At 62.8% G+C, this 25,639-nt stretch carries 20 protein-coding genes; 14 read left to right on the top strand and 6 right to left on the bottom strand.

The genetic code is table 11. From position 1 onward, the window contains the following. Positions 1-134: 134 nt before the first annotated feature. From fusA to AWB83_RS03015, 5 genes are all read left to right on the top strand, one after another. The gene (fusA, locus tag AWB83_RS03035) at positions 135-2,186 is read left to right on the top strand and encodes an elongation factor G (RefSeq protein ID WP_087042765.1); all 2,052 of its coding nucleotides are present in this window, start codon (positions 135-137) and stop codon (positions 2,184-2,186) included. 280 nt (positions 2,187-2,466) lie between these two features. Then, positions 2,467-3,195 (top strand): GntR family transcriptional regulator, encoded by a 729-nt coding sequence (locus AWB83_RS03030; protein ID WP_087042764.1) that lies wholly within the window; start codon positions 2,467-2,469, stop codon positions 3,193-3,195. A 56-nt stretch (positions 3,196-3,251) separates the two neighbouring features. Continuing rightward, the gene (locus AWB83_RS03025; RefSeq protein WP_087042763.1) at positions 3,252-4,763 is read left to right on the top strand and encodes a sugar ABC transporter ATP-binding protein; all 1,512 of its coding nucleotides are present in this window, start codon (positions 3,252-3,254) and stop codon (positions 4,761-4,763) included. A 19-nt stretch (positions 4,764-4,782) separates the two neighbouring features. Continuing rightward, positions 4,783-5,811: an ABC transporter permease gene (locus AWB83_RS03020; RefSeq protein WP_087042762.1), complete on the top strand. Its 1,029-nt coding sequence runs from the start codon at positions 4,783-4,785 to the stop codon at positions 5,809-5,811. 74 nt (positions 5,812-5,885) lie between these two features. After that, positions 5,886-6,827 (top strand): ABC transporter substrate-binding protein, encoded by a 942-nt coding sequence (locus AWB83_RS03015; RefSeq protein ID WP_087042761.1) that lies wholly within the window; start codon positions 5,886-5,888, stop codon positions 6,825-6,827. Between the two features lie 242 nt (positions 6,828-7,069). On the opposite strand, the gene AWB83_RS03010 is transcribed toward AWB83_RS03015, so the two are convergent. Continuing rightward, positions 7,070-8,353, bottom strand: coding sequence for an ATP-binding protein (locus AWB83_RS03010; RefSeq protein WP_087042760.1), 1,284 nt, complete (start codon positions 8,351-8,353; stop codon positions 7,070-7,072). After that, on the bottom strand, positions 8,350-9,012 hold the full coding sequence (locus AWB83_RS03005; RefSeq protein ID WP_087042759.1) for a response regulator: 663 nt from the start codon (positions 9,010-9,012) through the stop codon (positions 8,350-8,352). The genes AWB83_RS03010 and AWB83_RS03005 overlap by 4 nt, the downstream gene beginning before the upstream one ends. Positions 9,013-9,334: 322 nt before the next feature. Here AWB83_RS03005 and AWB83_RS03000 point away from each other — a divergent pair, with 322 nt between their 5' ends. From AWB83_RS03000 to AWB83_RS02990, 3 genes are all read left to right on the top strand, one after another. Beyond that, on the top strand, positions 9,335-10,120 hold the full coding sequence (locus AWB83_RS03000; RefSeq protein WP_087042860.1) for a COG4705 family protein: 786 nt from the start codon (positions 9,335-9,337) through the stop codon (positions 10,118-10,120). A gap of 19 nt (positions 10,121-10,139) precedes the next feature. After that, positions 10,140-10,538: a histidine kinase gene (locus AWB83_RS02995; RefSeq protein WP_374729047.1), complete on the top strand. Its 399-nt coding sequence runs from the start codon at positions 10,140-10,142 to the stop codon at positions 10,536-10,538. Positions 10,539-10,834: 296 nt separating this feature from the next. Next, complete coding sequence (locus tag AWB83_RS02990) at positions 10,835-11,008, top strand: hypothetical protein (protein WP_159463005.1); 174 nt, start codon at positions 10,835-10,837, stop codon at positions 11,006-11,008. A gap of 89 nt (positions 11,009-11,097) precedes the next feature. Here AWB83_RS02990 and AWB83_RS36400 read toward each other — a convergent pair whose 3' ends face one another. Then, positions 11,098-11,268 carry a hypothetical protein gene (locus AWB83_RS36400; RefSeq protein WP_159463004.1) on the bottom strand — a complete coding sequence of 57 codons (171 nt, stop codon included), beginning with the start codon at positions 11,266-11,268 and terminating at the stop codon, positions 11,098-11,100. A 293-nt stretch (positions 11,269-11,561) separates the two neighbouring features. Here AWB83_RS36400 and hpnI point away from each other — a divergent pair, with 293 nt between their 5' ends. From hpnI to AWB83_RS02970, 4 genes are all read left to right on the top strand, one after another. Next, positions 11,562-12,746 (top strand): bacteriohopanetetrol glucosamine biosynthesis glycosyltransferase HpnI, encoded by a 1,185-nt coding sequence (gene hpnI, locus AWB83_RS02985; protein WP_087042858.1) that lies wholly within the window; start codon positions 11,562-11,564, stop codon positions 12,744-12,746. Positions 12,747-12,791: 45 nt separating this feature from the next. Further along, entirely contained in the window at positions 12,792-13,838 is a 1,047-nt protein-coding gene (locus AWB83_RS02980) for a lysylphosphatidylglycerol synthase domain-containing protein (RefSeq protein WP_087042757.1), read from the top strand. Positions 13,839-14,136: 298 nt separating this feature from the next. Beyond that, the gene (locus AWB83_RS02975) at positions 14,137-14,814 is read left to right on the top strand and encodes a heavy metal response regulator transcription factor (protein ID WP_087042756.1); all 678 of its coding nucleotides are present in this window, start codon (positions 14,137-14,139) and stop codon (positions 14,812-14,814) included. After that, complete coding sequence (locus AWB83_RS02970; RefSeq protein ID WP_087042755.1) at positions 14,814-16,253, top strand: heavy metal sensor histidine kinase; 1,440 nt, start codon at positions 14,814-14,816, stop codon at positions 16,251-16,253. Before AWB83_RS02975 ends, AWB83_RS02970 begins: the two co-directional genes overlap by 1 nt. Here the strand turns inward: AWB83_RS02970 and AWB83_RS02965 are convergent. From AWB83_RS02965 to AWB83_RS02955, 3 genes are read right to left on the bottom strand one after another with little or no spacing between them, the layout of a single operon-like run. Next, a complete protein-coding gene (locus tag AWB83_RS02965; RefSeq protein WP_087042754.1) occupies positions 16,204-17,757 on the bottom strand; it encodes an efflux transporter outer membrane subunit in 1,554 nt (517 codons plus the stop codon). The genes AWB83_RS02970 and AWB83_RS02965 overlap by 50 nt on opposite strands. Before the next feature lie 21 nt (positions 17,758-17,778). Beyond that, positions 17,779-19,047 (bottom strand): efflux RND transporter periplasmic adaptor subunit, encoded by a 1,269-nt coding sequence (locus tag AWB83_RS02960; RefSeq protein ID WP_087042753.1) that lies wholly within the window; start codon positions 19,045-19,047, stop codon positions 17,779-17,781. Positions 19,048-19,071: 24 nt separating this feature from the next. Then, the gene (locus AWB83_RS02955) at positions 19,072-22,263 is read right to left on the bottom strand and encodes an efflux RND transporter permease subunit (protein WP_087042752.1); all 3,192 of its coding nucleotides are present in this window, start codon (positions 22,261-22,263) and stop codon (positions 19,072-19,074) included. A 321-nt stretch (positions 22,264-22,584) separates the two neighbouring features. Between AWB83_RS02955 and AWB83_RS02950 the strand changes: the two genes are divergently transcribed. Further along, on the top strand, positions 22,585-22,899 hold the full coding sequence (locus AWB83_RS02950; RefSeq protein WP_087042751.1) for a DUF4148 domain-containing protein: 315 nt from the start codon (positions 22,585-22,587) through the stop codon (positions 22,897-22,899). A 353-nt stretch (positions 22,900-23,252) separates the two neighbouring features. Then, positions 23,253-25,637: a bifunctional salicylyl-CoA 5-hydroxylase/oxidoreductase gene (locus AWB83_RS02945; RefSeq protein WP_087042750.1), complete on the top strand. Its 2,385-nt coding sequence runs from the start codon at positions 23,253-23,255 to the stop codon at positions 25,635-25,637. Positions 25,638-25,639 lie beyond the last annotated feature (2 nt).

Below are 25,639 nucleotides of genomic sequence, written 5' to 3'. Positions count from 1 at the left end.
CGCATTTGAAAAACAGCCTGAAGACGACGCCGACCCCGAGCGCGTGTGACGACGAGTGAGACCGCTACCCGTATGGCACACGGGTCTGTTTTCGCCAATAATGGCCCCACATCCACTACTGGACGAGGGCGGCCATGCCTTACAGCCCCGATTCCATACGTACCGTCGCCCTGGTCGGCCATGCCGGGTGCGGCAAGACCTCTCTCGTCGAAGCACTGCTGCACGAGGGCGGCGCGCTCCACGCGCGCGGCTCCGTCGAGCGCGGTACCACGGTGTGTGATTTCGACCCGCTCGAGCGCAAATATCGTCACTCGTTGAACTCCGCCATCACTCATCTGCACTACCGGGATACACGCATTTTTCTGCTGGATACGCCCGGCTATCCGGACTTTTCCGGGCTGTCGATCAGTGCGCTGCCCGCTGTCGAGACCGCTGCCATCGTCATCAACGCGCAGACCGGCATCGAAATGGCCACCCGGCGGATGATGGCGTGGGCGGAAGAACGCAAGCTCTGCAGAATGATCATCGTGAACGGTATCGATGTCGAAAAGGTCGATCTTCCGGGACTTCTGACGCAAATTCAGGAGACCTTCGGCACGACATGCCTGCCTATCAATCTGCCGGCTCAGCGCGGCCGTCAAGTGGTGGATTGCTTTTTCAACCCTGCTGGCGACGCCGACTTCCTGTCCGTTGCGGCAGCGCACACTGCATTGGTCGATCAAGTGGTCGAGATCGACCCCGCCCTGATGGAGCTTTACCTGGAGCAAGGCGACGCGATCAGCCCGGAGCAGTTGCACGAGCCCTTCGAGCGCGCGCTGCGCGAAGGGCATCTGGTGCCGATCTGCTTCACGTCAGCGGCCAACGGCGCCGGCATCGCGGAATTGCTCGACGTGTTCATCCGTCTCCTGCCCAATCCCATGGAAGGCAATCCGCCGCTCTTCTACCGCGATGCGGGCGGCCGTCAGGAAGTCGTGCACGTCGCACCCGTTTCCGACAAGCATGTATTGGCCCACGCCTTCAAGATCGTGACGGACCCTTACATCGGCAAGATCGCCGTGTTTCGTATCCACCAGGGCACGATAAGGCGCGACAGCCAGCTCTTTATCGGTGACGGACGCCAGCCGTTCAGGGTCGCCCATTTGATGATGCTGCAGGGCAAGGAGCACGTGGATGTCCCGCAAGCCGGTCCAGGCGACATCTGCGCCACGGCCAAGGTCGACGAGATTGGCTTCGATGCCGTCCTGCATGACGCTCCCGAAGACGGCAACATCCACCTGACCCCGCTCGACTTCCCCACACCCATCTATGGTCTGGCGATCGAGCCTGCGCGCCCGGGCAACGAGCAGCGCCTGTGGGAGGTTCTGCAAAAGCTGAGTGCGGAAGACCCGTGCCTGCGCATCGAGCACCCGGACGGCACCAACGAGACGGTGGTGCGAGGCTTGGGCGAGTTGCATCTGCGCATCATGCTGGAGCGATTGTCCGAACAGTACCAGCTCGAGGTCGTGACGCAACCACCGAAGATCGCTTATCGGGAAACCATCGGCGCCAAGGCTGAGGGGCATCATCGCCACAAGAAGCAAACCGGCGGCGCAGGGCAGTTCGGCGAAGTGATGCTGCGCGTGGAGCCATTGCCGCGAGGCACGGGTTTCGAGTTTGTCGACGCCGTCAAGGGCGGCGCCATTCCCGGCCAGTTCATGCCCGCGGTGGAGAAGGGCATCCTCCAGGTCATCGAGAAGGGGCCGCTTGCCGGCTTCCCGATGCAGGACGTACGAGTCACCGTCTACGACGGCAAGAGCCATTCAGTCGACTCCAAGGAAGTGGCATTCGTCTCCGCCGGGCGCAAGGCCTTCATCGATGCGGTTTTGAAGGCCCGGCCTATCCTGCTCGAGCCCATCGTGGACATCGAGGTGGTGACACCGGAAGCCACGATGGGTGGCGTCATCGCCGATCTGTCCGCCAAGCGCGGGCAGGTTCATGGCACACGCATGGCCGCCGGCAATACCGTGGTCGTCGCGGGGCAAGTGCCGTTGTCCGAACTCAACGACTATCAGTCGCGTCTGAACGCCATTGCCGGCGGACATGGTAACTACAACATTCAGCTGAGCCACTATGATCCGGCGCCCGCCGCCCAGCAGGAGCGTATGGCGTCGCAGCACAAAAAACAGGGCGACGCCGCGGCGCCATGAGCGGCACGCCGGTCACGTCGTCCGGATTGCTGTTTATCTGTTCTTGCCGTCGTGCCAGCCGGCGCGGAAGCCGACGGGCAGCCAGGATCATCGCTTTCACCTGAAAGCCATCCGAAAGCGTCGTCCATCGACTTGAGTCTGCGGGAAAACAGTTGAACGCTGCGTCAGAGTCGTCATCGCGTCCCACACTTGGGGATCCGAACCGACTAGGCATTTGCACGCGTTGACAATGCTGAATACGGTTTCTAGCATGCTAGCATCCTGATCGGAATTCAAGCGCGTGAGCACTTCTCCCGATACGACCAACGTCGCCAGCAGTCCCTATGACGCACTGCACAAGATCAGGAGCGGCGAACGCGGTAGCCTGACCGATGCGGTCGAGGCGGCGTTGAGAGAAGCCATCGTGACGCTGGTGCTGGAACCCGGAATGATGATCGACAAGCTGGCGGTCTGCGAACGCATGGGGGTATCGCGCTTTCCGGTTTCCGCGGCGTTGGCGAGGCTCGCGCATGCGGGTCTCGTCGAAGTCCTTCCGCAGCGCGGCACGCGGGTCAAGCCGATCGCGCTGGAGGACATTCATCAGCACATGTTCATACGCAGCGCGCTCGAAGTCGAAACCGTGCGCGCCGTCGCGCGACTGCATGACGCGGCGACGCTAGAAGCCCTGGCACTCAGTCTCGATCAGCAGCGCATGGCCCTGAAGACCGGCCAGCGCCTCGTATTTCATACGCTCGATCTGGGCTTCCACCAGATTCTCCTCGATGCGATCAGCCTGCCGCGCGTGAAGGACATTGTCGCGGTCTCGCGCAGTGCGCTGGATCGCGCGAGACAGCTTCTTGCGAGTCCGGAGCGCCTGGTGCACACGCTCGATGAACACGAGCGCATCTTCGACGCCATTCGAAGCGGCAATGCGGACGCGGCCGCCAACGCGATGCACGACCATCTCGATCAGGTCGTCGCGGAACTGCGCCGCTCGGCACAGGAGCGGCCCGACCTGTTCGTGCCGTAGCGGTTCGACGCGCGAATGATAAAGGCCCTGTTAAACCAGAATCCCGTGTCACACCCATGACTCCACTTATCTGCGTCGAACAGCTCAGCAAGCGCTTTCCAGGCGTGCGCGCGCTGCATGAAGTGCGCTTCGATCTCATGCCCGGTGAAGTCCACGCGTTGATGGGCGAAAACGGCGCGGGCAAGTCCACGCTCATGAAAATACTCGCGGGCGTGTACACGCGCGATTCCGGCGAGATGCTCTTCGACGGCAAGCCCGTCAACTTCACGAGCCCGCGCGAGGCGCAGACCCTGGGCATCGGCATCATTCATCAGGAATTGCAGTTGATGAATCATCTGACCATCGCGCAAAACATCTTCATCGGCCGCGAGCCGCGCAAGCTGCTCGGTCTCCTGCTCGACGAGGACAAGCTCAACGCGCAGGCGCGCGACATTCTCGCCCGCATGCATGTGAATCTCGATCCGCGCACCGTCGTCGGCACGCTCACGGTCGCCAGCCAGCAGATGGTCGAAATCGCCAAGGCGCTGTCCTTCGATTCGCGCGTGCTGATCATGGACGAACCGACTTCCGCGCTCAACGACGCGGAGATCGCCGAGCTGTTCCGCATCATCCGCCAGCTCAGGGAGCGCGGCGTCGGCGTGGTCTACATCTCGCACAAGATGGATGAGCTGAAGCAGATCGCCGACCGCGTGACCGTGCTGCGCGACGGCGAATACGTCGCCACTGTCAATGCGCACGAGACCAGCGTCGAGACGATCATCGGCATGATGGTCGGCAGAACACTGACCGATCTCACCTCCTTTCTCGGCGGCGCGCACCAGGGCGAGATCGCGCTCGAAGTGCGCCATCTCAACGCGGGCCCGCTGGTGCGAGATGTGAGCTTCACATTGCGGCGAGGCGAGATTCTCGGGTTCGCGGGCCTGATGGGCGCGGGCCGCACCGAGGTCGCGCGCGCGGTGTTCGGCGCGGATCCGGTCGAGTCGGGCGAGATCTTCGTGAAAGGCGTGAAGACGTCGGTGAAGAAGCCCAGCGATGCGGTGGCGCGCGGCATCGGCTATCTCTCCGAGGACCGCAAGCGCTTCGGCCTCGCGACGGGCATGGACGTCGAATCGAACATCGTGATGTCGAACCTCGGCAATTTCCTTTCGGGCCGCGTGTTCCTGCGCCGCGCGAAGATACGCAAGCGGGCGTCGCATTTCATCAAGCTGCTCGGAATCCGCACGCCCTCTCCTGCCCAGCCCGTGCGTCTGCTCTCGGGCGGCAATCAGCAAAAGATCGTGATCGCGAAGTGGCTCGAGCGCGACTGCGACGTGCTGTTCTTCGACGAGCCGACACGCGGCATCGATGTCGGCGCGAAAAGCGAAATCTACAAGCTGCTGCGCTCACTGGCCCAGCAAGGCAAGGCCATCGTGATGATTTCCTCTGAGTTGCCGGAAGTCCTGCGCATGAGCGATCGTATCGTCGTGATGTGCGAAGGGCGCATCACCGGAGAATTGTCATCGAGCGAAGCGACGCAAGAGCGCATCATGCAGCTCGCGACGCGGCGCGAAACCCTGAAAGCGGCATGAACCGCGTGAGATCCCTCCCATGACACAGCCTACGGAAACCGCGCCGCTCGCCAACGAAGGACGCATCAACGGCCTGCGCGCCCGCGTCTTCTCGCCCACTGCCCTGCAGAAGCTGCTGGCGTTCGCGAGCCTGATCCTGCTTCTGGTGTTCTTCAGCTTTGCGTCGCCCGCCTTCATGCAGATGGACAACATCCTCGGCATCCTGCAGGCGACGGCGGTCAACGGCGTGCTGGCGATCGCGGCCACGTTCGTCATCATCACGGGCGGCATCGACTTGTCCGTGGGCACGCTGATGACGTTCACCGCGGTGATATGCGGCGTGTTCCTCACGTTCTGGCACATGCCGATGTGGATCGGCATCGTTGCAGCGATCGTCACGGGCGCCCTATGTGGCACCGTCTCGGGCACGCTGACGGCGAAGATGAAGATACCGCCCTTCATCGCGACGCTCGGCATGATGATGCTGCTGAAGGGCCTGTCGCTCGTCGTCTCGGCGGACAAGCCGATCTATTTCACCGACACCGAGAACTTCTACATGATCTCGCAGGACTCGCTGATCGGTTACTTCCTTCCAAGCGTGCCGATTCCGAACGCCGTGCTGATCCTGTTCTTCCTGGCGATTGCAAGCTCCATCACGCTCAATCGCACGGCGCTGGGCCGTTACACGTTCGCGCTCGGCAGCAACGAGGAGGCCGTGCGTCTTTCGGGCGTCAATGTCGATCGCTGGAAGATCGCCATCTACGGTCTGGGTGGCGCGATCTGCGGCATTGCGGGATTGCTCATCGCCTCGCGTCTCAATTCCGCGCAGCCTGCGCTCGGGCAAGGCTACGAACTCGATGCGATCGCGGCGGTCGTGATCGGCGGCACGTCGCTCTCCGGCGGCTCGGGAACGATTCTCGGCACGATCATCGGCGCGTTCATCATGAGCGTGCTGACCAACGGCTTGCGCATCATGTCGGTCGCCCAGGAATGGCAGATCGTCGTGACGGGTCTCATCATCATTCTCGCGGTCTATGCGGATATCTTGCGGCGCAAGAAGAGCGGCTGATTCACAAACGGGAGCATTGAAAGACTCGCTCGACGAGTCGATATCGACAGCCTTACCCTAGGAGGAGATCTACCATGCTGAAAAGAAGAATCATCGGTGCGCTGATCGGCGCAGGCGCGCTTCTGGGCCTGACGAGCACCACGTATGCGGACGAACCCTATATTCCGCTGATATCGAAGGGCTTCCAGCATCAGTTCTGGCAAGCCGTCAAGTCGGGCGCAGAACAGGCAGCCAAGGAGCAGAAAGTCAAAATCACCTTCGAGGGTCCCGAAACCGAGGCTATGGTCGACAAGCAGATCGACATGCTCTCGGCGGCGCTCGCGAAGAAGCCCCAGGCGATCGGCATCGCCGCGCTCGACAGCAAGGCAGCCATTCCGCTGCTCAAGCGCGCGCAGAATCAAAAGATCCCGATCATCGCATTCGACTCCGGCGTGGACAGCGAGATTCCGCTTACCACCTGCGCGACGAACAATCTCGCGGCCGCCGCGCTCGCCGCCGACAAGATGGCCGAAGCAATCGGCAATTCCGGCGAAGTGGGCGTGATCGTGCACGATCAAACCAGCCGCACCGGCATCGACCGCCGCGACGGCTTTCTCAACGAGATGAAGGCCAAGCATCCGAACGTCAAGATCGTCTCCGTGCAATACGGCGGCGGCGACCACCTGAAGTCCGCTGAAATCGCCAAGGCGATGATCCAGGCCAATCCGAACATCAAGGGCATTTTCGGGGCCAACGAAGGCTCGGCGGAAGGCGCGGCGATCGGCGTGAAGGAATCGGGCAAGAAGCTGGTGCTGATCGGCTATGACTCCGGCAAGGAGCAGAAGGAAGACATCATGTCGGGCCTGATGGCGGGCGCAATCACACAGAATCCGATCGGCATCGGCAAGTGTGTCGTCGATTCGGCGGTAAAGGCGCTCAAGGGCCAGACTCTGCCAAAAACGGTCGACACCGGTTTCTACTGGTACGACAAGAGCAACATCAGCGATCCGAAGATCGCCGCGGTACTTTATGACTGATCGGGCGTGGTAGAAGAGAGGAAGAGTTCGCAGTCTTCCTCTTGCCTGTTCTGGCGCCGACCGCCACCACGAGATAGCGGCGCAGCACGCCCCTGCGGACATGACCGGACAGCGTCAGCCTCGCGCCCGCGACAGATCCTGAAGAAATGGCACGCCGGAGCGCATCGGTCTTCGGCGTGCCTTGCCACGTGCTCGAACCCATCGCATAAGGATCGACCCGAACACGTTGCGTGAGAGAAGCGTCAGAGCGTGACGGTCACCACGAGACCGTGCGGCGCGGCATGCTCAAGCTCGACACGAGCTCCAATGCGCTGCGCAATGGTTCCAACAATCGACAGTCCAAGTCCTGATCCTTCAGCCTCGTTACCAAGCAGGCGATAGAACGGATCGAACACGCGCACGCGCTCCTCTGGCGCGATACCTGGCCCCGTATCCTCGATTCGAATCCATGGCCTTCCCTCCTTGATTCCCGTGGAGAGATCCACGCGCCCGCCTTGTGGTGTGTAGCGAATCGCGTTGTCGACCAGGTTTTTCACCATGATCGTCAAGTCCGCTTGCGGTGCGTCCACATATACCTCCTGCACGCTCGAGACGCCGATATCTATGTGCTTCTCTTCCGCAAGCGGCATTTGATCTTCGAGAACGTTGCGAAAAACATCCTGCACACGCAGGCTCGAGGTTTCAAATGACGCCTGGTCCTGCAGGCGCGCCAGCGTCAGCAACTGAGTAAGTAGCGACCGTGAACGCGCAAGACCTCGCCGCAAGGCATCAAGACGCTCGCGCGCCGCGTGCGGCAGATCGCAATCACTCAAGCGCTCGACCTGCAACGACAACGCGGTCAAGGGTGAGCGCAGTTCGTGGGCAGCGTCGGCAACGAATCTGCGTTGCAATGCGATCGACGTTTCGACGCGCGAGAGCAGCCGGTTGATCGCGACGACGAACGGCGCGATTTCGCTGGGCAATGCAGCACTTGAAAGCGGGGAGATATCGTGCTCGGGACGCTTGTCGAGTTCGACGGACATCGTGGAAAGCGGCCCGAACATGTGCCGCAGAATAAGATGTAGTACGACCACTAGCACTAATGCAAGCGCCGTGAGCGGCATGACGGTACTAAGAGCACTATTGCGTGCGATCTCGTCGCGCCCGGCAGTCTGCTGGCCTACTGCAACCCGCGTGCCGTTTTCGAGCGTTTTGATGGCGAAGCGCCAGGACGTGCCGTCGACCATCGCGCTTTGCAGCCCGTCTGGCAAGGCGGGCGGAATTACAAGCGGCATAGGCTCGTCGATGGTTTGGATGACGAGCCTGGATTCATGATCCGCTCCAGCGACCTTCGCAAGCGCCTCTCGCTCTATCACGTTCAGTGTGCGCGGCGTCACGAGCGCTGAAATCTGCAAGAGCTGGCCGTCTTGCAACTCGTTCGCTTCGTGGAACGCAGTTTTGAACGCAATCACGCCGCCGATAGTCGCTATCACGACGACTAACAGCGACAGCCAGACGGAGAGCCGGAACTGAAGCGAGTTCGTCATATGGGCTTTGAGACCATCCAGCCCACGCCACGCACGTTCTTGATTGCGGCGGCGCCGAGCTTCTTGCGCAACGAGTGAATGATGAACTCCACTGCGTTGCTCTCCACCTCCTCGTTCCAGCCATAGATTCGATCCTCCAGATCCGTACGCGAGAGAATCGCGCCGGGTCGCATCATCAAGGCCTGCATGAGCGCGAATTCGCGACTGGAAAGCCGGATCGCAACGCCATCCGAGCTGGCTTCGCGGGTCGCGGGATCGAGGGTAAGCACTCCGTTGGTCAGTATTGGCGCGGCTTGCCCCCCGCGGCGGCGAATCACGGCGCGCATGCGCGCCAGCAACTCGGAGATGTCGAACGGTTTGATAAGGTAGTCGTCGGCGCCTTCGTCCAGACCGCGGATGCGGTCCTCGACCGAATCACGGGCGGTGATGATGATGAGCGGTACAGGATGGTTCCCACGACGCACAGCACGCAGCACATCGAGGCCGTCGGCGCCGGGCAGGCCGAGATCGAGCAGGATTGCGTCGTAGACGTGCGTCGCGATGCTCGTGAGCGCGAGCTTGCCGTCGCACACCCAATCCACAGCGTAGCTGCGATCTTTCAGTGTATCGCGTACGGATTCCCCGATCATACGGTCGTCTTCGACAAGCAGTACCCTCATGGCTGCCCCCCGCCAACCCTCGCCATCACGGGCAAGCGACGGCGAAGATAGCGTGTATTACGGTTTAACCGCGAATTGCGCGATTGTGGAGCGTAATCGACCAATACTTAGGAAATACTTAGGAGGTGAAAAAAGAGCGCCCGGCGAAGGCTGATGGGCGCGTGCGTACTCTCCGGCGCATCGTCAAAAGAGTCATTCGAAGCTCGGGGGCGCCTAAGGGATAACTAAGTCTGTCTCATCAGAGTGCCGTCTGAGGAAGCGCGACGCCACCCTGACTCCGTCCCTTGTGTGTCGCGCCCATCTGGCAATGGGGAGCCCGCTGATGGCCAATTCACAACGCGCGTACCTGCTCTGGGCAGATAACAAAGTTCCGCAGGTCACCGTCACATTCTGGCTGATCAAGATACTGTCAACCACAGTCGGCGAAACCGGGGCCGACTATCTTGCCGTTAATGCAGGACTGGGCACTCTCCTTACCGACGCAATTACCGCTACGCTTCTTGCGATTGCGCTCGGATTGCAGTTTCACTTCCGAAGGCTGGTTCCCTGGGCGTATTGGCTTACCGTGGTATTGATCAGTGTCGTCGGCACTCAGATCACCGACGCCCTCACCGATGGCGCCAACGTCAGTCTATACACGAGCACGCTATGGTTCGCTGCCTTACTGGCGATTGTTTTCTGGAGCTGGTACCGCTCCGAAAAGACCTTGTCAATCCAGCATATCGACACTCGGCGAAGGGAGATTTTTTACTGGGTGGCGATTCTTTGTACTTTTGCCCTGGGCACGGCTGCGGGTGATCTCGCGACAGAAGCACTGGGACTGGGCTTTACATGGGGTGTGGTGATGTTCGGCACACTAATCGCAGCCACCGCAGGCGCTGCGCATCTTGGAGTCAACCGCGTGCTGGCGTTCTGGATTGCATACATCCTCACACGCCCATTGGGCGCTTCACTCGGCGATTTGCTGTCGCAGTCACGGACGTACGGAGGTGTCGGACTCGGCACGGTCCATACAAGCGTCGCCTTTCTTGCCGTGATCGTCGCACTGGTGATTCTCGTCAGCGTTCGAAAGCTGTCGGCCAAAAATTCCCCTACGGCACAAATCTAGCTCCAAGGAGAGCAGCATCATGCAAGCAAACCGGTGGTTCGCCATTGGCGCCAGTGTGGTCATGGGCGGGGCTGTGTTCTTTACCTCGCTCTCCCCTGCCGGCTTTGATCTGGTTGCCTCGGTACAAGCCGCTTCAAAGCTTGGAGACCTTTCGCCGTTTCGTGCCATTGTGGCAGACACAGTCGCCAAGGTCGACCAAGACGATCTGGCGGGGGCGAGGACTCGCATCAAAGATCTGGAAACTTCATGGGATGAGGCTGAGCCATCCCTCAAGCCCCGGGCTGCGGCCGACTGGCATACCGTCGACAAGGCCATCGATCGAGCATTGGACGCCTTGCGGGCAAAGTCTCCCGATCAGGCGACTTGCAAAAAGGCGCTTACGGAGCTACTTGCAACGATTGACAAATTCGGCGCATAGGACATGCCTTTCCAACAACCCGACTCCTGAAGTGGTTTGCGATCAAGCAAATCAGCCTCCCGGCTCCACTAGAGTCGGGCGTCAGATAGCGCACTTGCAATCGACCGCATCAACGATAAAAGGGCCTTGCCACTCATTGAGGGCAGGCGCATATCCAACAGAACCACGTCGTAACATTGGGGACAACGACACGGCCTGCACCAGACGATTCGGATTGCAAACATAACCGGCCGTTGCAGATATCGATTTCGTTCCCTGGCCTCTCCTCCCGGAATCTGGCCGTATTGACGGATGCGATGGAAGCCGCCGGCAGCACGTGGAACGGAAAGCCGCACAAGGTGGCGCCGCGCTCGCCATTGATGATCACCGTACTCCTCTTGTTGCTGTACGTGCAGTTGCATCCAAATCTGATTGATAGTGATTTCGATCAACGACATGGCGACGTTCCCCGGAACGAGCGCGAGCCTTAAAGCGGTAGTGCCCCGTAGAGCAAGGAACGTAATCCCGTTGACTTTCGTTCCAACGCATAAGCGCGAGCGTGCAAGGTAAAGCCTACGCGTTATAGGCTCTCTAATACTTTTGTCAACTTTTCGAGTTGAATCTGGAGCGCCTCGAATCCTGCCTGCATGTCGGTTCTCAGACCGCTCAACTCCGCCGTTAAGCTGTCGATCTCCTTAACCAAGTCCTCGTTCGTAAGATTCTCGTTTGGCTCAGTTGATGGCCAGTTCATCGTTCTCTCCGTCCGAGCATTGACGTTAGCGGAGCGTAAATTGATCTGGTGGAGACCTGCAATCGTAAGGAATGGTCCAGCGAGCGCGACAAGTGTCCGGCAACCTCCGGGCGACGCGAGGGCACACGCGGACGGTAATTGAAGTCCTCAAGGCGCGTTGCGCGCAAACACTGACGAATGCTGGTTCAAACAGTCGGGTCGAAACTTCACGGGCGGACCTCGTGGTTAAGGATTTCTTAAGCATCCTTGACGCAGGCTGCGGGTTCCCTAGGGACCACATCGCCCGGAGGCATATGGCCCAACTCCATGTTGTGCACTTGTTCCTTGCCTTCTCTGCCGCCCTTTCTGAGCTATGCTCCGGGCTGGGTATCCTGTACACCGTGTCGGCCAGCTTCCTTGTCGGGCGCTTTTTTTCGCGTCCGATAGCGGCGTCAGATCGTTTTCCGGGAGTCACTGTCGCCAAGCCGTTGCATGGCGACGAGTGGCATCTGGTGGAGCATCTCACGAGCTTCGTCGAGCAGGACTATCCAGGGCCGGTTCAATATCTCATCGGTGTTCACGACGCAAATGATCCCGCGCTCAAAGCAGTCGACATACTCTGTTCTCGCTTTCCTGGAAAAAAGATAACGGTGGTGGCAGATGCCAGGCTTTACGGACCCAACCGTAAGATCGCAAATCTCGTAAACATGCTGGATCATGCGGAGCATGATGTGCTTTGTCTTGCGGACAGCGACGTCTGCGTCGGCCCGAGCTATCTCCGGAACATCGTCGGTGCGCTTCAGCAGCCCGGTGTCGGCCTGGTCACCAGCGCTTATCTCGGTTCGTGTGCGCCCGGATTCTGGCCTCGTGTAGGTTGCGCCTTGACCAACTATCACTTCCTGCCAGGCGTGATAACGGGCCTCTCCATCGGGCGCGCGCGACCTTGTTTCGGCCAGACCATTGCCATGACACGGGCGACACTTGGGCGCATAGGCGGTCTTGCGCAGTTTGCGCACCATCTCGCAGAGGATTACGCGATTGGAGAAGCGGTGCGCCGCAGCGGCCTCTCGGTCGCCATTCCACCATTCATCGTGCGTCACGCATGTGTCGAAAATACGTTTGCGCAGTTGTTTGCACACGAGTTGCGGTGGAGTCGCACGATTCGCGCTGCGGACCGGACGGGTCATCTCGGTTCTGTCCTGATGCATCCATTCCCGCTCGCCTTGCTCGCCATACTATTTTCTCTTGGCAAACCGCTGGCCTGTGGGCTGGCCGTGCTGTCGCTGATCGTTCGCGCAACGTTGATCCGGCAGACGGACCGCGCGACCGGAGAACGTTGCAGCGGCTCGTCATGGCTGCCACTTTGGGACGTTCTTCAATTCGTCATTTACGTGACGAGCTTCTTCTCGTCGCGCGTGTTGTGGCGAGGACAACGCTTCGAGGTTGACGACGACGGGTTGTTATCAACCTGCGTCAAAAGTGACCCTACCCCGGAATGATCTTCGATTGAGGATGACCGGTATTCTTGTCCAGGCCGCGCTCAGATGAAGTACCTCGGATCTCTTGCCGCCTTGCTTGGCCTAATGATCGCAGCGTGGCTCGTCTGGCGGGACCACCCTGCGACGATTCTGCATCTGCTGGAGTCCGCCGGCGCAGGGCTGGTGCTGGCCGCGCTCGTACATATCTTTCCGATGCTCCCGAATGCATGGGATTGGCGCACGCTGATTCGTGCCGGGCAGCGCCCCTCCTTTGCGACCATGCTCAAGCTCGTCTGGATTCGCGAGTCGATCAACGGACTGCTTCCCGTAGCGCGCATCGGTGGCGAAATCGTTTCATTTCGTCTGCTTGTACGCGTCGGCGTTCGGCCTGCCGCGGCTGTGGCCAGTCTCGTCGTAGACATGCAGCTCACGCTGATCAGCCAGGTCGTCTTCGCGCTGGTCGCCCTTGGATACGTGCTGGATCAGACTTCGTCGGATACCGTGCGACTCACAGGAAGGTTTGCGTGGGGTCTTTCGGCACTCGTGCCCGTGCTCTTTTTGTTCGCACTCGTGCAGCATGCGCGGCCCTTCGAACGCGCCGCGCGCACGCTCAACCGGATTACGAGCGGCAAGGTGTATGCGCTCGTGGGCAAATCGGCGCGCATCGACCAATCCATCAAGCTGATCTGGCGTCAGACTGGCGTCGTCCTGCGCTATCTGTTCATCTGGCAAACGCTGCAGTGCCTGGGTTTTGCACTCGAGATCTGGGTCGCATTGCGCGTGCTTGGTTCAGATGCGACCTTCGCGATGGCATTTGCGCTCGAGGCACTGATTCAGCTCCTGAGCAGTGTCGCCTTTCTCGTGCCGGGTAACCTGGGCGTGCAGGAAGGCGGCTTCGTGCTGATCGGCGGCATGCTGGGCATCGATGCGCCCACGTGTCTCGCTCTGGCAGGAGCGCGCCGATTGCGGGACTTACTGTTCTACGTGCCAGGACTCATTTATTGGCACGTGGCTGAACGTTCGTTTGGCCGCCAGTGCTCAACGGTTGCGAAGCCCGCTGAGAGGGTGAATCCGGCGTGTGCGCAGGAAAGCAGTCGCGGCGCACGTGATTGAGTCGTTGGCGAACCATGCGCGGGTCTCGCCTCCACAGGCACGCCTGGGGCGCTTCACGGCCGCGGGAAGTCAAATGAGCAATGAAACGTGAGATGGACACAAAGGCCCGGTTTCAAAGTTCCAAAGACCGGCGCGTCGAGCAAACCGTTCAAGCCGACTAAATTTGCCGCCCGCTGCGGAATCCCGGAAACGAATGCCAAGGACAGCACCGGGAATCCCGGCTGACAAGACCTGGCGTCATCCCGAGTCCGTTACGCATAGAATTGCGTTATCGATCAAGACACCGGCGGAGCATCAGATGCGCATTCTGGTCATCGAGGACGAGCTGAAGATGAGCGCTTACCTCAAGAAGGGCCTGGAAGAATCGGGCTATCGCGTCGACATGGCGAACGACGGCGCCGAAGGCCTGATCCTCGCGCAGGAGGAGAACTACGACGTCATCGTCCTCGACGTCATGCTGCCGACGATGGACGGCTGGGCAGTCCTCAAGACCCTGCGCGCAACGCGCTCGACCCCCGTGCTGTTTCTGACCGCCCGCGACGATGTCGCCGATCGCGTGCACGGTCTCGAGCTCGGCGCCGACGACTATCTCGTCAAGCCGTTTGCGTTCGTTGAATTGCTCGCCCGGGTGCGCACGCTCGCGCGCCGTGGCCCGCCACGGGAAAGCGAGTTGCTGAAAGTGGGCGACCTCGAGATCGACGTCAACCGTCGGCGCGTGCGGCGCGGCTCCACGCGCATCGATCTCACGCCGCGCGAATTCGCGCTGTTGCAACTGCTCGCGCGCCGCCAGGGCGAGGTATTGAGCCGCACGCAGATTGCGTCCTACGTCTGGGACATGAATTTCGACAGCGATACCAACGTGGTCGAGGTGGCGATCCGCCGCTTGCGCGCGAAAATCGACGACGATTTTCCGGTCAAGCTGATTCAGACGGTGCGAGGCGTCGGTTACGTGATCGAAGCCAAAGAGGCCGATTGATGGCTTCGCGTTCGCTGACGAGGACGCTCGCCCTGGCCTTTGCCGGCACGACGCTGGCGGTGTTCGCGCTCGTGGGCAGCGTGCTGTACTTCGCGCTCGATCGCGAGGTCAAGCAGCAGGACGATCTCGACATCGTGCTGATCGCGCGCCATGCGCGGCGGCTCGTCGAGGAGCTCGGCACGCTGGCCGACCTGAGCCGGCACGCCGATCGCCTGACGAGTCAGGTGCTCGGCAACGCGGCGCTCTCGATGGAGATACTCGGAGCCGATCGCAACGTGCTCCTCGCGTACAACACCGAGGGCATCGCCGATCCGGCGACGCCTTCTCCCGCGCTCTCGCGCCGAATCGGTGAGACGCAGCGGATCGTGCAAGGCGACATTGCCGAGTGGCACACGGCGCGGGGCGTGCCGGTTCGCGGCGTGGCCACCGACGCCCTGCTGCGCGACGGCACGCGGGTCACGCTGATCATCGCGCGCAATATGACCGACCGCTGGGTCCTTCTCGATTACTACCGCGACCGCTTGTACTGGACGGGCCTCGCCGGCGTGCTGCTCGCGTTCCTGATGAGCTCGATGCTGGTGCGCGAATCGCTGCGGCCGCTGCGCGAGATCGCGAGCAAGGCGGGGACGGTCACCGTCGACCGGCTCGGCACGCGCATCGAAGCGGGCAACGTGCCGCGCGAACTCGCCGCGCTCGTCGCTTCGCTGAACCGGATGCTCGACCGCCTGCACGACGGCTTCCAGCGCCTGTCGCAATACACGGCGGATCTCGCGCACGACATGCGCACGCCGCTCGGCAATCTGCGCAGCGCGACGGAGGTCGTGCTCGCGCGGCCCCATGGTGTCGATGAGTATCAGGCGGCGCTCGTGTCGAACCTCGAGGAGTGCGACCGCCTCTCGCGCATGATCGAAAGCGTGCTGTTTCTCGCGCGTGCGGAGCATCCGCAGTTCGCCGTGCGGCTCGGTGATCTCGACGCCGCGAAGGAGCTCGCCCATATCGCGGATTACTTCGAGGGCCTTGCCGACGACGCCGGCGTGCATCTGCGCGTGACCGGCGACGCGCACCTGCGCGCCGATGCGGAGCTGTTCCGGCGGGCGGTCAGCAACCTGCTGGCAAATGCGCTGCGCTACACGCCGCGCGGCGGCGACATCACGCTTTCGGCCGAAGCATCGCCGGACGCGGTACGCGTGACCGTCGCCAACCAGGGCCCCACGATCGCGCCCGAGCTGCTCGAACGGATTTTCGACCGCTTCTATCGCGTCGACCCGTCGCGCAGGCGCGAAACGAATAGCTCGGGTTCAACCGGCCTCGGGCTCGCAATCGTACGCACCATCATGGATCTGCACGGCGGCCGCGCCCATGCCGAAAGCGACGCCGCGAGCACGCGGTTCACTCTGACATTTCCGAAGTCTTTCCATCCGCCGCCGCCACGCCAGTAAGCGATGCGCGATCCCAACCACCGCCCAGCGCTTTCAGCAATCCGACGCTCGCATCGATGCGACGCGCCTCGATCTGATCGGAGGTTCGCTCGTTGGCCAACGCGATCGTCTGAGAGGTGACCACGTCGAGATAGCTGACGGCGCCCGCCTGGTAGCGGTTCATCGTGAGCTGCAACGCCTGCTGGGCGGCGGCGGTGGCGCGCTGCTGCGTGTCGGCCTCGCTCGCGAGCGTTTGCAGCGCGGACAGATTGTCTTCGACCTGCTGGAACGCGACGAGCACCGTCTGACGATAATCGGCGACCGTAGTGTCGTATTGCGCCGTCGCGCCCTTGAGCGTCGCGTCGCGGCGGCCGCCGTCGAACAGCGTGCCCACGAGCTGCGAGCCGATCGACCAGAGCAGGCTCGGCGCAGTAAGCCACGGCGCAAAGTACGTGCTTTCGAGCCCGGCGGTCGCCGACAGCGTCAGATCCGGATAGAAGGCTGCGCGCGCCTGGCCGATTTGCGCGTTGGCGGCGGCCACGCGCCTCTCGGCCGCGGCGATGTCCGGGCGACGTTCGAGCAGTTGCGAAGGCAGGCCCGGAGGAATTTGCGGCAGCGTGGCGGCGGCCGAGTCGGGCGATGAAGGACCGCCCCCGCGCTCACTTGCGCTCACCGCGGGCAACCTGAACGAAGACGCCGGAACGCCGACCAGTGTCGCAATCGCGTGCTGAAGCTGCGCGCGCTGGACATCGAGGTCGGTGTCCTGCGTACGGGTGCTGTCGAGCTGCGTCCGCGCTTCGGCGACCGCCGACGCGTCGATCCCGCCGGCCGCGAATTGCCGCTGCACGATCCTGAGCGACGCCGCGTAGGCGGCGACCGTGTCGTCGAGCAGCTTCTTCTGGATGTCGAGCGAGCGCAGATCGAAGTAATCCGTCGCGAGATCGCTCGCCATCGAGAGGCGCACGGATTGCAGGTCCGCTTCGCTCGCTTGCACCGTATCGCGCGCGTTGACCGTCGCGTCCTTGATGCGCCCGAACAGATCGGGCTCCCAGCTTGCGGCGACGCCCACCGAGTAGTCGGGCACGGTCTGGCCCGCCAGCGAATGCCCGAGCACGTTCTGCGAGAAGCGCGTTCTCGATTGCGCGATGCCGGCGGTCACGGTCGGCGCGTAACCGGCACGCTGATAGTCGAGCATCGCGCGTGCCGCCTGCAGTTGCGCGACGGCTTTCTTGACCGACTGGTTCGATACGTCGATGCGTGTTTCGAGGCGATCGAGCTCGGGATCATTGAAGAGCGTCCACCACGGGCCGCGCGGGCTGGCATCGGCAGGCGTCGCCACCGACCAGCCCGCCGGCGCCTGCGGCGCGCTCGTGTAGTGATCGGGCACGTCGACCTCGGGCTTCGTGTACGCCGGCAGCGTCGAGCAGGCGCTCAAGGCGCACACCAGACCGATGACGGCGGCCGCCGTGCCGGTGAGCGGGGCGCGCAGCCATGCTGAACGGATTTGAACCTGGAAGGACTTCATACCATCTCCTGCGATTGGCGCTTAGCCTTGCTTGCCGCGCGCGGCGGCCGCCTGCGCGGTGGCGACGCGCACCGCTTCGCCGTCGACGGTCGCGTCGCCCGGATTGTCGATGACGCGATCGCCCTCGGCTACGCCGGTCGCGACTTCGACGTAGGTGCCGAAATCCCGGCCGATCGTCACTTTCCTGAGCCGCACCTTGTTGTCGTTGCCGACCACTGCGACGGTCACGCCGTCCGGACGAAACAGCAGTGCGCTCACAGGCAGATCGAGCGCGGGATGGAGCGCCTGCAGCGCGAGATGGACTTGCGCGTAGGCGCCTGGCATCAGCGCGCCGTCGCGGTTGTCGACGTCGATTTCCAAACGCAGCGTCCGGCTGACGGGATCAATCGCGTCGGCGCTGCGCGCGACCGCGGCGGGGAACCGGCGGCCGGGGTATTGCTGGGTCGTCAGATAGACCTGGGTGCCTGACGTGACGTAGGCTGCATCGTCCTGCGGCACGCTCACGAAGATCCGCAATCTATCGGCCTGCTCGATATGAAAGAGCTCGCCCGGATTGCCGGCGAGGCCGGGCGATCCGCCCGCCGTGACGAGCGAGCCGACATCGACATTGCGCGTCGTGATGACGCCGTCAAACGGCGCGTTCACCTTTTCGTACGACACCAGTTCGGCAAGCCGCGCGACGTTCGCCTGAGCGGCCTCGAGCGCGGCGCGCTTCGCTTGCATGTCGCTCGTCTTCGTGTCGGCGTCCTGCTGCGAGACGGACTGCGTTTGCAGCATGGTCTGCCAGCGTTTCGCGGTGCTCGCCGCATAGTCGTAGTTCGCCTGCGCGACGGCTTCGTCGGCGCGCGCCTGCTTGAGCTGCGCGTCGAGCTCGGGCGTCTGGATATCGGCAAGCGTCTGGCCGGCTTTCACTTTCGCGCCGATGTCCGTGTACCAGTGTTCGATATAACCGCTCGTGCGCGCGTAGATCGAGGCATCGGCGTAAGGGGTCACCGAACCCGGCAGCAGCAATTCCTGCGAGGCCGGAGCGCGGCGAGGCGCGACGACGCTCACGACCGGGTCCCGCTGCGCATCGACCTGCTTCGTGAGCGCGGTGCCCGCGGCGAGGCGCGGCACGATGCCGATCGAGAGCAAAGCGGCGGCAATGCAGGCGAGCGCGACCGGCAACATCAGGCGGCGGCGCGATCGCGCACCGGATGTCGTTTCGGCGGAGTCCTTGTGAACGATAGTATCCGGTCCGGTCGACGGAGAAACGTCACGCTGATTCAGCGGCGCGTCAGGCTGGGTCATGGCGATTCCTTGAGAGCTTTCGATTCATTGGGCGTATCCGGTGGCCGTGTCGACGGCGGCGCGGCGGGCACGGCGGGCGAGCCACGTATGCACGAGGCCGAACACGACCGGCACGAACATCAGCGTGGAGACCGTGCCGAGCGCGAGGCCGCCGATTACCGCGCGTCCGAGCGGCGCATTCTGCTGGCCGCCGTCGCCAAGGCCGAGCGCCATCGGCAGCATGCCGATCAGCATCGCGAGCGCAGTCATCAGCACCGGACGGAAGCGGCTGAAGCCCGCTTCGAGCGCCGCGGCGAGCGGGGCGACGCCCTGGCTCAACAGCTCGCGCGCGGTATTGACGACGAGAATGCTGTTCGCCGTCGCGATGCCGATGCACAGGATCGTGCCCGTAAGCGCGGGCACGCTCAGTGTCGTGTGCGTGGAGAACAGCATCCACGCGATGCCCGCGAGCGAGCCGGGCAGGCCGCAGATGATGATGAACGGATCGACCCACGACTGGAAATTCACGACCATCAACAGGTAGACGAGCGCGATCGCGAACACCAGCCCGACGCCGAGCCCTTCGAACGATTGGTTCATCGATTGCACCTGACCGCGGATCACGATCGACGAGCCGGGAGGCAGTTGCGCGCGGGCCGAGTCGACGAGACGCGTCACGTCCGACGCCACGCCGCCGAGATCGCGCCCTTGTGCCGACGCGAAGATATCGAGCACCGGCTGCACGTTGTAGTGCGAGACGACCGCCTGCTGCGAGACGCGCGACATCGTGCCGAGCGTGCCGAGCTGATTCTGCGGATTGACCGAGGGCTGGTTCGTCGTCACCGGAATGTTCGCGAGCGTCTGCAGCGAGTGAATGTCGTACTGCGGCACTTCGGCCATGAGCGGATAGCTCACGCCGTTCTTCGGATCGAGCCAGAAGTTGGGTGTCGTCTGCGAGCTGCCGGACAGCGCGATCAGCAGGTTCTGCGCGACGTCATGCTGCGTGAGGCCCGCCTGCATCGCCTTGGTGCGGTCGACGTTCACGTTGATGGCCGGCTCGTCGCCCGGTTGCTGAATGCGGGCGTCGACGAGGCCGCGCACGCCGCGCAGTTGCCCGAGCAGGCGATCGGCGACGACGCGGTTGGCCGCGAGCCTGTTGCCCACGATCTGGATGTCGATCGGAGCGGGCAATCCGAAGTTCAGGATCTGGCTCACGATATCGGCGGGCAGGAACGCGAACGTGACGCCGGGAAACGACGCGTTCAGCACGTTGCGCAGTTTGGCGACGTACCCGGCGGTCGCGTGGTGGTCGGGCTTGAGCGTGATCAGAATATCGGCGTCTTCGGGACCGATCGGCCCGGATGAATCGTAGGTGAGATTGATGCCGCTCACCGGCAAGCCGATGTTGTCGAGCACGGCCGCCTGCTCGGACTTCGGGATCACCGTGCGGATCCTTGCCTCGACTTCGTCGGTGATGCGAGCGGTTTCCTCGATGCGCGTGCCGGTCGGCGCGCGCAGATGCAGGCGGATTTCGCCGGTGTCGATCGAAGGAAAGAAGTCGCGGCCGGTGAACGGCAGCAGCGCGAGCGAAGCGACGCACAGCGCCAGGTAGATCGGAATGAAGCGGCGGCGGCCAGCGATCGCCCGCTCCAGCGCGGCGCGGTAGCGATTTCGCAGCGCTTCGAAGCGATGTTCGAACGAGGCCTGAAACCGCACCAGCGCGCCGAAGCGTCCGCGCGCGGCTTGCCCGTCCTTCGACGGCGCGCGCATCAGGTACATCGCGAGCGTGGGAATCAGCGTGCGCGAGAAGAAGTACGACGCGCACATCGCGAACACCACGGCCTCCGCCAGCGGCACGAACAGATAGCGCGCGACGCCCGAGAGCAGGAACATCGGCACGAACACGATGCAGATCGCAAGCGTCGAGACGAAGGTAGGCACCGCGATCTCGCCCGATCCGCTGAGGATCGCGTCGTGCAGCGGCGCGCCGCTTTCGAGGTGGTGCGTGATGTTTTCGATCGCGACGGTCGCGTCGTCGACGAGTATGCCGACCGCCAGCGCGAGGCCGCCGAGCGTCATGATGTTGATCGTCTGCCCGAGGGCGGCGAGCGCGATCAGCGAGGTCAGCACCGAGAGGGGAATCGAGATCGCGATGATCAGCGTCGCACGCCAGCTGCCGAGAAAGAGCAGGATCATCGAGGCCGTCAGGCAGGCGGCGATCAGCGCTTCGCGCACGACGCCCGAAATCGCCGACTTCACGAACACCGACTGATCGGAAAGCGGTGTGATCGTGAGCGCCTTCGGCAGGCCCGCGGCGATCTTCGGCAGCATCGCCCTGACCTGCTGGATGATCGTGAGGGTCGATGCGCTGCCGGTCTTCTCGACTTGCAGCAACGCGGCGCGCTTGCCGTCGCTGCGCACGATATTGGTTTGCGGCGCGAAGCCGTCGATCACGTGCGCGACGTCCCGCACGTAGACCACGGTGCCGTTGACGGTCTTGATCGGCAAATTGTTGAGCGCCTCGACCGTGCGCGTACTGCCGTTCATCTCGACGTTGTACTCGCGTTTGCCGATTTTCGCGGTGCCGCCCGGAAGAATCAGGTTTTGCGCGTTGACCGCGTTGACGACATCGATCGGCGCAAGCCCCTTCGCCTGCAGCGCGCGAGGATCGAGCTGGACCATGATCTGACGGATCTTGCCGCCGTAAGGCAGCGGCACGGCGGCGCCTTGCACGGTCGCGAGCTGCGTGCGGATGAAGCTGTTGCCCAGGTCGTAGAGCGTCTGCTCCGGCAGCGTGTCGCTCGAAAGGCCGAGTTGCAGTACCGGCACCGTCGACGCGTTGTACGTGATGATGTTCGGCGGCAAGGTGCCGGGCGGCAGGACACGCAGGATCGACGCGGAGTTCGATGCGGCTTCGGCGATCGCGCGGTTGATGTCGGCGCCGGGGTGAAAGAAGATCTTGACGACCGATACGCCGTTGAGCGATTGCGACTCGATATGCTCGATATCGTCGACGTCGGACGTGAGCGCGCGCTCGTAGTTCGACGTGATCCGGTTGGCCATGTCCTCCGCGGAAAAGCCGTTGTACGTCCACACGATGCTGACGACCGGAATGTCGATGTTCGGAAAGATGTCCGTCGGCGTTCGCATGATCGCAATCGGTCCCAGGATGAACAGCAGGACGGCGAGAACGACGAAGGTATAGGGCCGCCGAAGGGCCAGTCTGACGATCCACATGACGATTCCTTGAGGAGAGGCTGTGCTTGGCCCCGGGCGCCACGGCGCGCATCGAGGCCTTACGTGGTGCACAGTTTGACGGGCGGGCATTTGCCCGTGGCTGACCGGCAAATTACAAGTCTGTTATCTGGCCCGACGCCCACCAGCGGCAGCAGGCGCGCCGCGGCCGCCGGAAAAGATAACGATCTTGTAACGAGCGGGTCAGCATCGGGACAGGCGCCGCTGCCGAGAATGAGGACAACTCTTCATCGACGCCGATGGAGAGGCTCGAGGCCTCATTCATGGTGAATGCGGCCGCTACGCTCTCGAAGGGAATCCATCATGAAGACACTGATCAAGACCGTACTGATTGCCTGTGCGCTGAGCGCGCCTGCATTCGCGTTTGCCCAAGCCGACAATGCGCCGGTGACTCGCGCCGAGGTGCGAGCCGATCTCGTCCGGGTCGAACAAGCAGGTTATCGTCCGGCGGCGGTCGATCCGTACTATCCCGCCGACATCCAGGCGGCCGAGGCGAAGATTGCGGCGCACGGCCAGACGCCCGAGGCGGCGTCGGTCGGCGGCGTGACGACAGGCATGTCGCAGGCCGGCGGCCCGCTCGCGTCGAACGACGCGCAGTCCATCTACGCTCACCATTGAACGCGCGTCCGCCAGCCGCCCGCCGCAACCCGGCTCCGCTCGGGAAGGCGCACTGCGCGGCCACTCGACCTGCGCCCCTGAAACGCGGCGCGCTGCCCCGCGCCGCGTGGGATCGTCCTCGACGCTGAGACGGCAGACGAGTGCGTCGACCGAGCGCTCGGACACCACGCAGCCGCGCTCGCTCAACTGCCGCGTCAGCCGCATGCGGGGCATCACGATCATCGGATTGCGCGTGATCCGATTCTCCTGCGTCAACGACCTCCGGGCCGCGAATATTCGACTCCGTTTTTACTTGACATTTAAACTATATAAACCTAAATTAATGTCACGAGCTACACGAGTCGGAGACACACATGCGCATCGTCTGCATTGGCGGCGGCCCGGCGGGCCTCTATTTCGGCCTGTTGATGAAACGCCGCCACCCCGCCTACGACATCACCGTCGTCGAGCGCAACCGCCCCTACGACACCTTCGGCTGGGGCGTCGTCTTCTCGGACCAGACCCTGGGCAACCTGCGCGCCGCCGACCCGCAAAGCGCCGACGCCATCCTCGACGCCTTCAAGCACTGGGACGACATCGAGGTCCATATCGACGGCCGCACGATCGGCTCGTCGGGTCACGGCTTCTGCGGCATCGGCCGCAAACGTCTGCTGAATATCCTGCAGGCGCGTTGCGAGGAACTCGGCGTGAAGCTTGTCTTCGAAATGCACGTGGTCGACGACGATGACTACGACGCCGATCTCATCATCGCGAGCGACGGCGCGAACAGCGCGGTCCGCCAGAAATACGCGTCCACGTATCAGCCCGACATCGACATGCGCGATTGCCGCTTCGTGTGGCTCGGCACGAACAAGTGCTTCGACGCCTTCACGTTCGCCTTCGAAAAGACCGAATGGGGCTGGTTCCAGGCGCATGCATATCGCTTCGACGAAAACACGTCGACGTTCATCGTCGAAACGCCGGAGCGCGTATGGCGCGCGGCCGGGCTCGCCGACATGAGCAAGGAAGAAGGCATCGCGTTCTGCGAAAAGCTCTTCGCGAAGTATCTCGACGGACATTCGCTGATGTCGAATGCGTCCCATCTGCGCGGCTCGGCGCAATGGATCCGCTTCCCGCGCGTCGTGAATCGCGAATGGGTGCATTGGAGAAAGGGCGCGAACGGCAAGCGCACGCCCGTCGTTCTGATGGGCGATGCCGCGCACACCGCGCATTTCTCGATCGGCTCCGGCACGAAGCTCGCGCTCGAAGACGCGATCGAGCTCGCGAACAGCATCGACACCGCGTTCGCCAGGCAGGACGGCGATCTCGAAGGCGCGCTCGCGCACTACACGCAGGTCCGCAGCGTCGATGTGCTGCGCATCCAGAACGCGGCGCGCAACTCGACGGAATGGTTCGAACATGTCGACCGCTACGCCTCGTTCGAGCCGGAGCAGTTCGCGTACTCGCTGCTCACGCGCTCGCAGCGCATTTCGCATGAAAACCTGCGCGAACGCGACGCGCGTTATCTCGCCTCGTTCGAGGACTGGCTCGCCGGACGCGCCGGACTCGAGCGCGCTGCGGACAAGCGTTCCGTTCCGCCGATGTTCACGCCCTTCAGGCTGCGCGGCGTCACGCTGAAGAATCGCGTGGTCGTTTCGCCCATGGCGCAATATTCCGCCGTCGATGGCGTCGCCGGCGACTATCACCTGATGCATCTCGGCGCGCGCGCGATGGGCGGCGCCTCGCTCGTCATGACGGAGATGACCTGCGTCTCGCCCGAGGCGCGGATCACGCCGGGATGTCCCGGCATGTATGCACCCGGGCACCTTCAGGCATGGAAACGCATCGTGGATTTCGTGCACGCGCAATCGGATGCGAAGATCGGCATGCAGCTCGGTCACGCGGGCGCGAAGGCCTCGACGCGCGTGAGCTGGGAAGGCATCGATCAGCCGCTACCCGAGGGCAACTGGCCGCTGGTCTCCGCATCGCCGCAACAGTATCTGCGGGGCGTGAGCCAATGGTCGCGTGAGGCGTCGCATGATGATCTGCGCGAGATAGAAACGCAGTTCGTGCGCGCCACCGAAATGGCCGCGCAGGCGGGCTTCGACTGGCTGGAGCTGCACTGCGCGCACGGCTATTTCCTGTCGAGCTTCCTCTCGCCGCTGACCAATCATCGCCCCGACGAATACGGCGGCTCGCTCGAAAACCGGCTGCGCTATCCGCTGCAGGTCTTCAAGGCCATGCGCGCGGCATGGCCCCAAGACAAGCCGATGTCCGTGCGCATCTCGGCGCACGACTGGGTCGATGGCGGCACGACGCCCGACGATGCCGTGGAAATCGCACGCGCATTCAAGGCAGCCGGCGCGGACATGATCGATGTATCGTCGGGACAGGTCAGCAAGGACGAAAAGCCCGTGTACGGCCGCATGTTCCAGACGCCGTTCGCCGATCGCATCCGCAACGAAGCGGGCATCGCGACGATCGCGGTCGGCGCGATATCGGAAGCGGATCACGTGAACAGCATCATCGCGGCGGGACGCGCCGATCTGTGTGCGGTGGCGCGTCCGCATCTCGCGAATCCGTCCTGGACGCTGAACGAAGCCGCGAAGATCGGCTACTTCGATGTTGCCTGGCCCAAGCAATACGCGGCCGCGAAGTCGCAACTGGAACGCAATCTGGAACGCGAACGCGCGATGGCCGCCGACAATGCACGACTCACGCCGCAAGAACGCGCGCAACGCGCCGAAGGAACCGTCTGATC

The organism is Caballeronia ptereochthonis, assembly GCF_001545075.1.
GTDB lineage: Bacteria > Pseudomonadota > Gammaproteobacteria > Burkholderiales > Burkholderiaceae > Caballeronia > Caballeronia ptereochthonis.
Note: the sequence above shows the minus strand (reverse complement) of the source record. Positions and strands in the feature narration are given on the sequence as shown.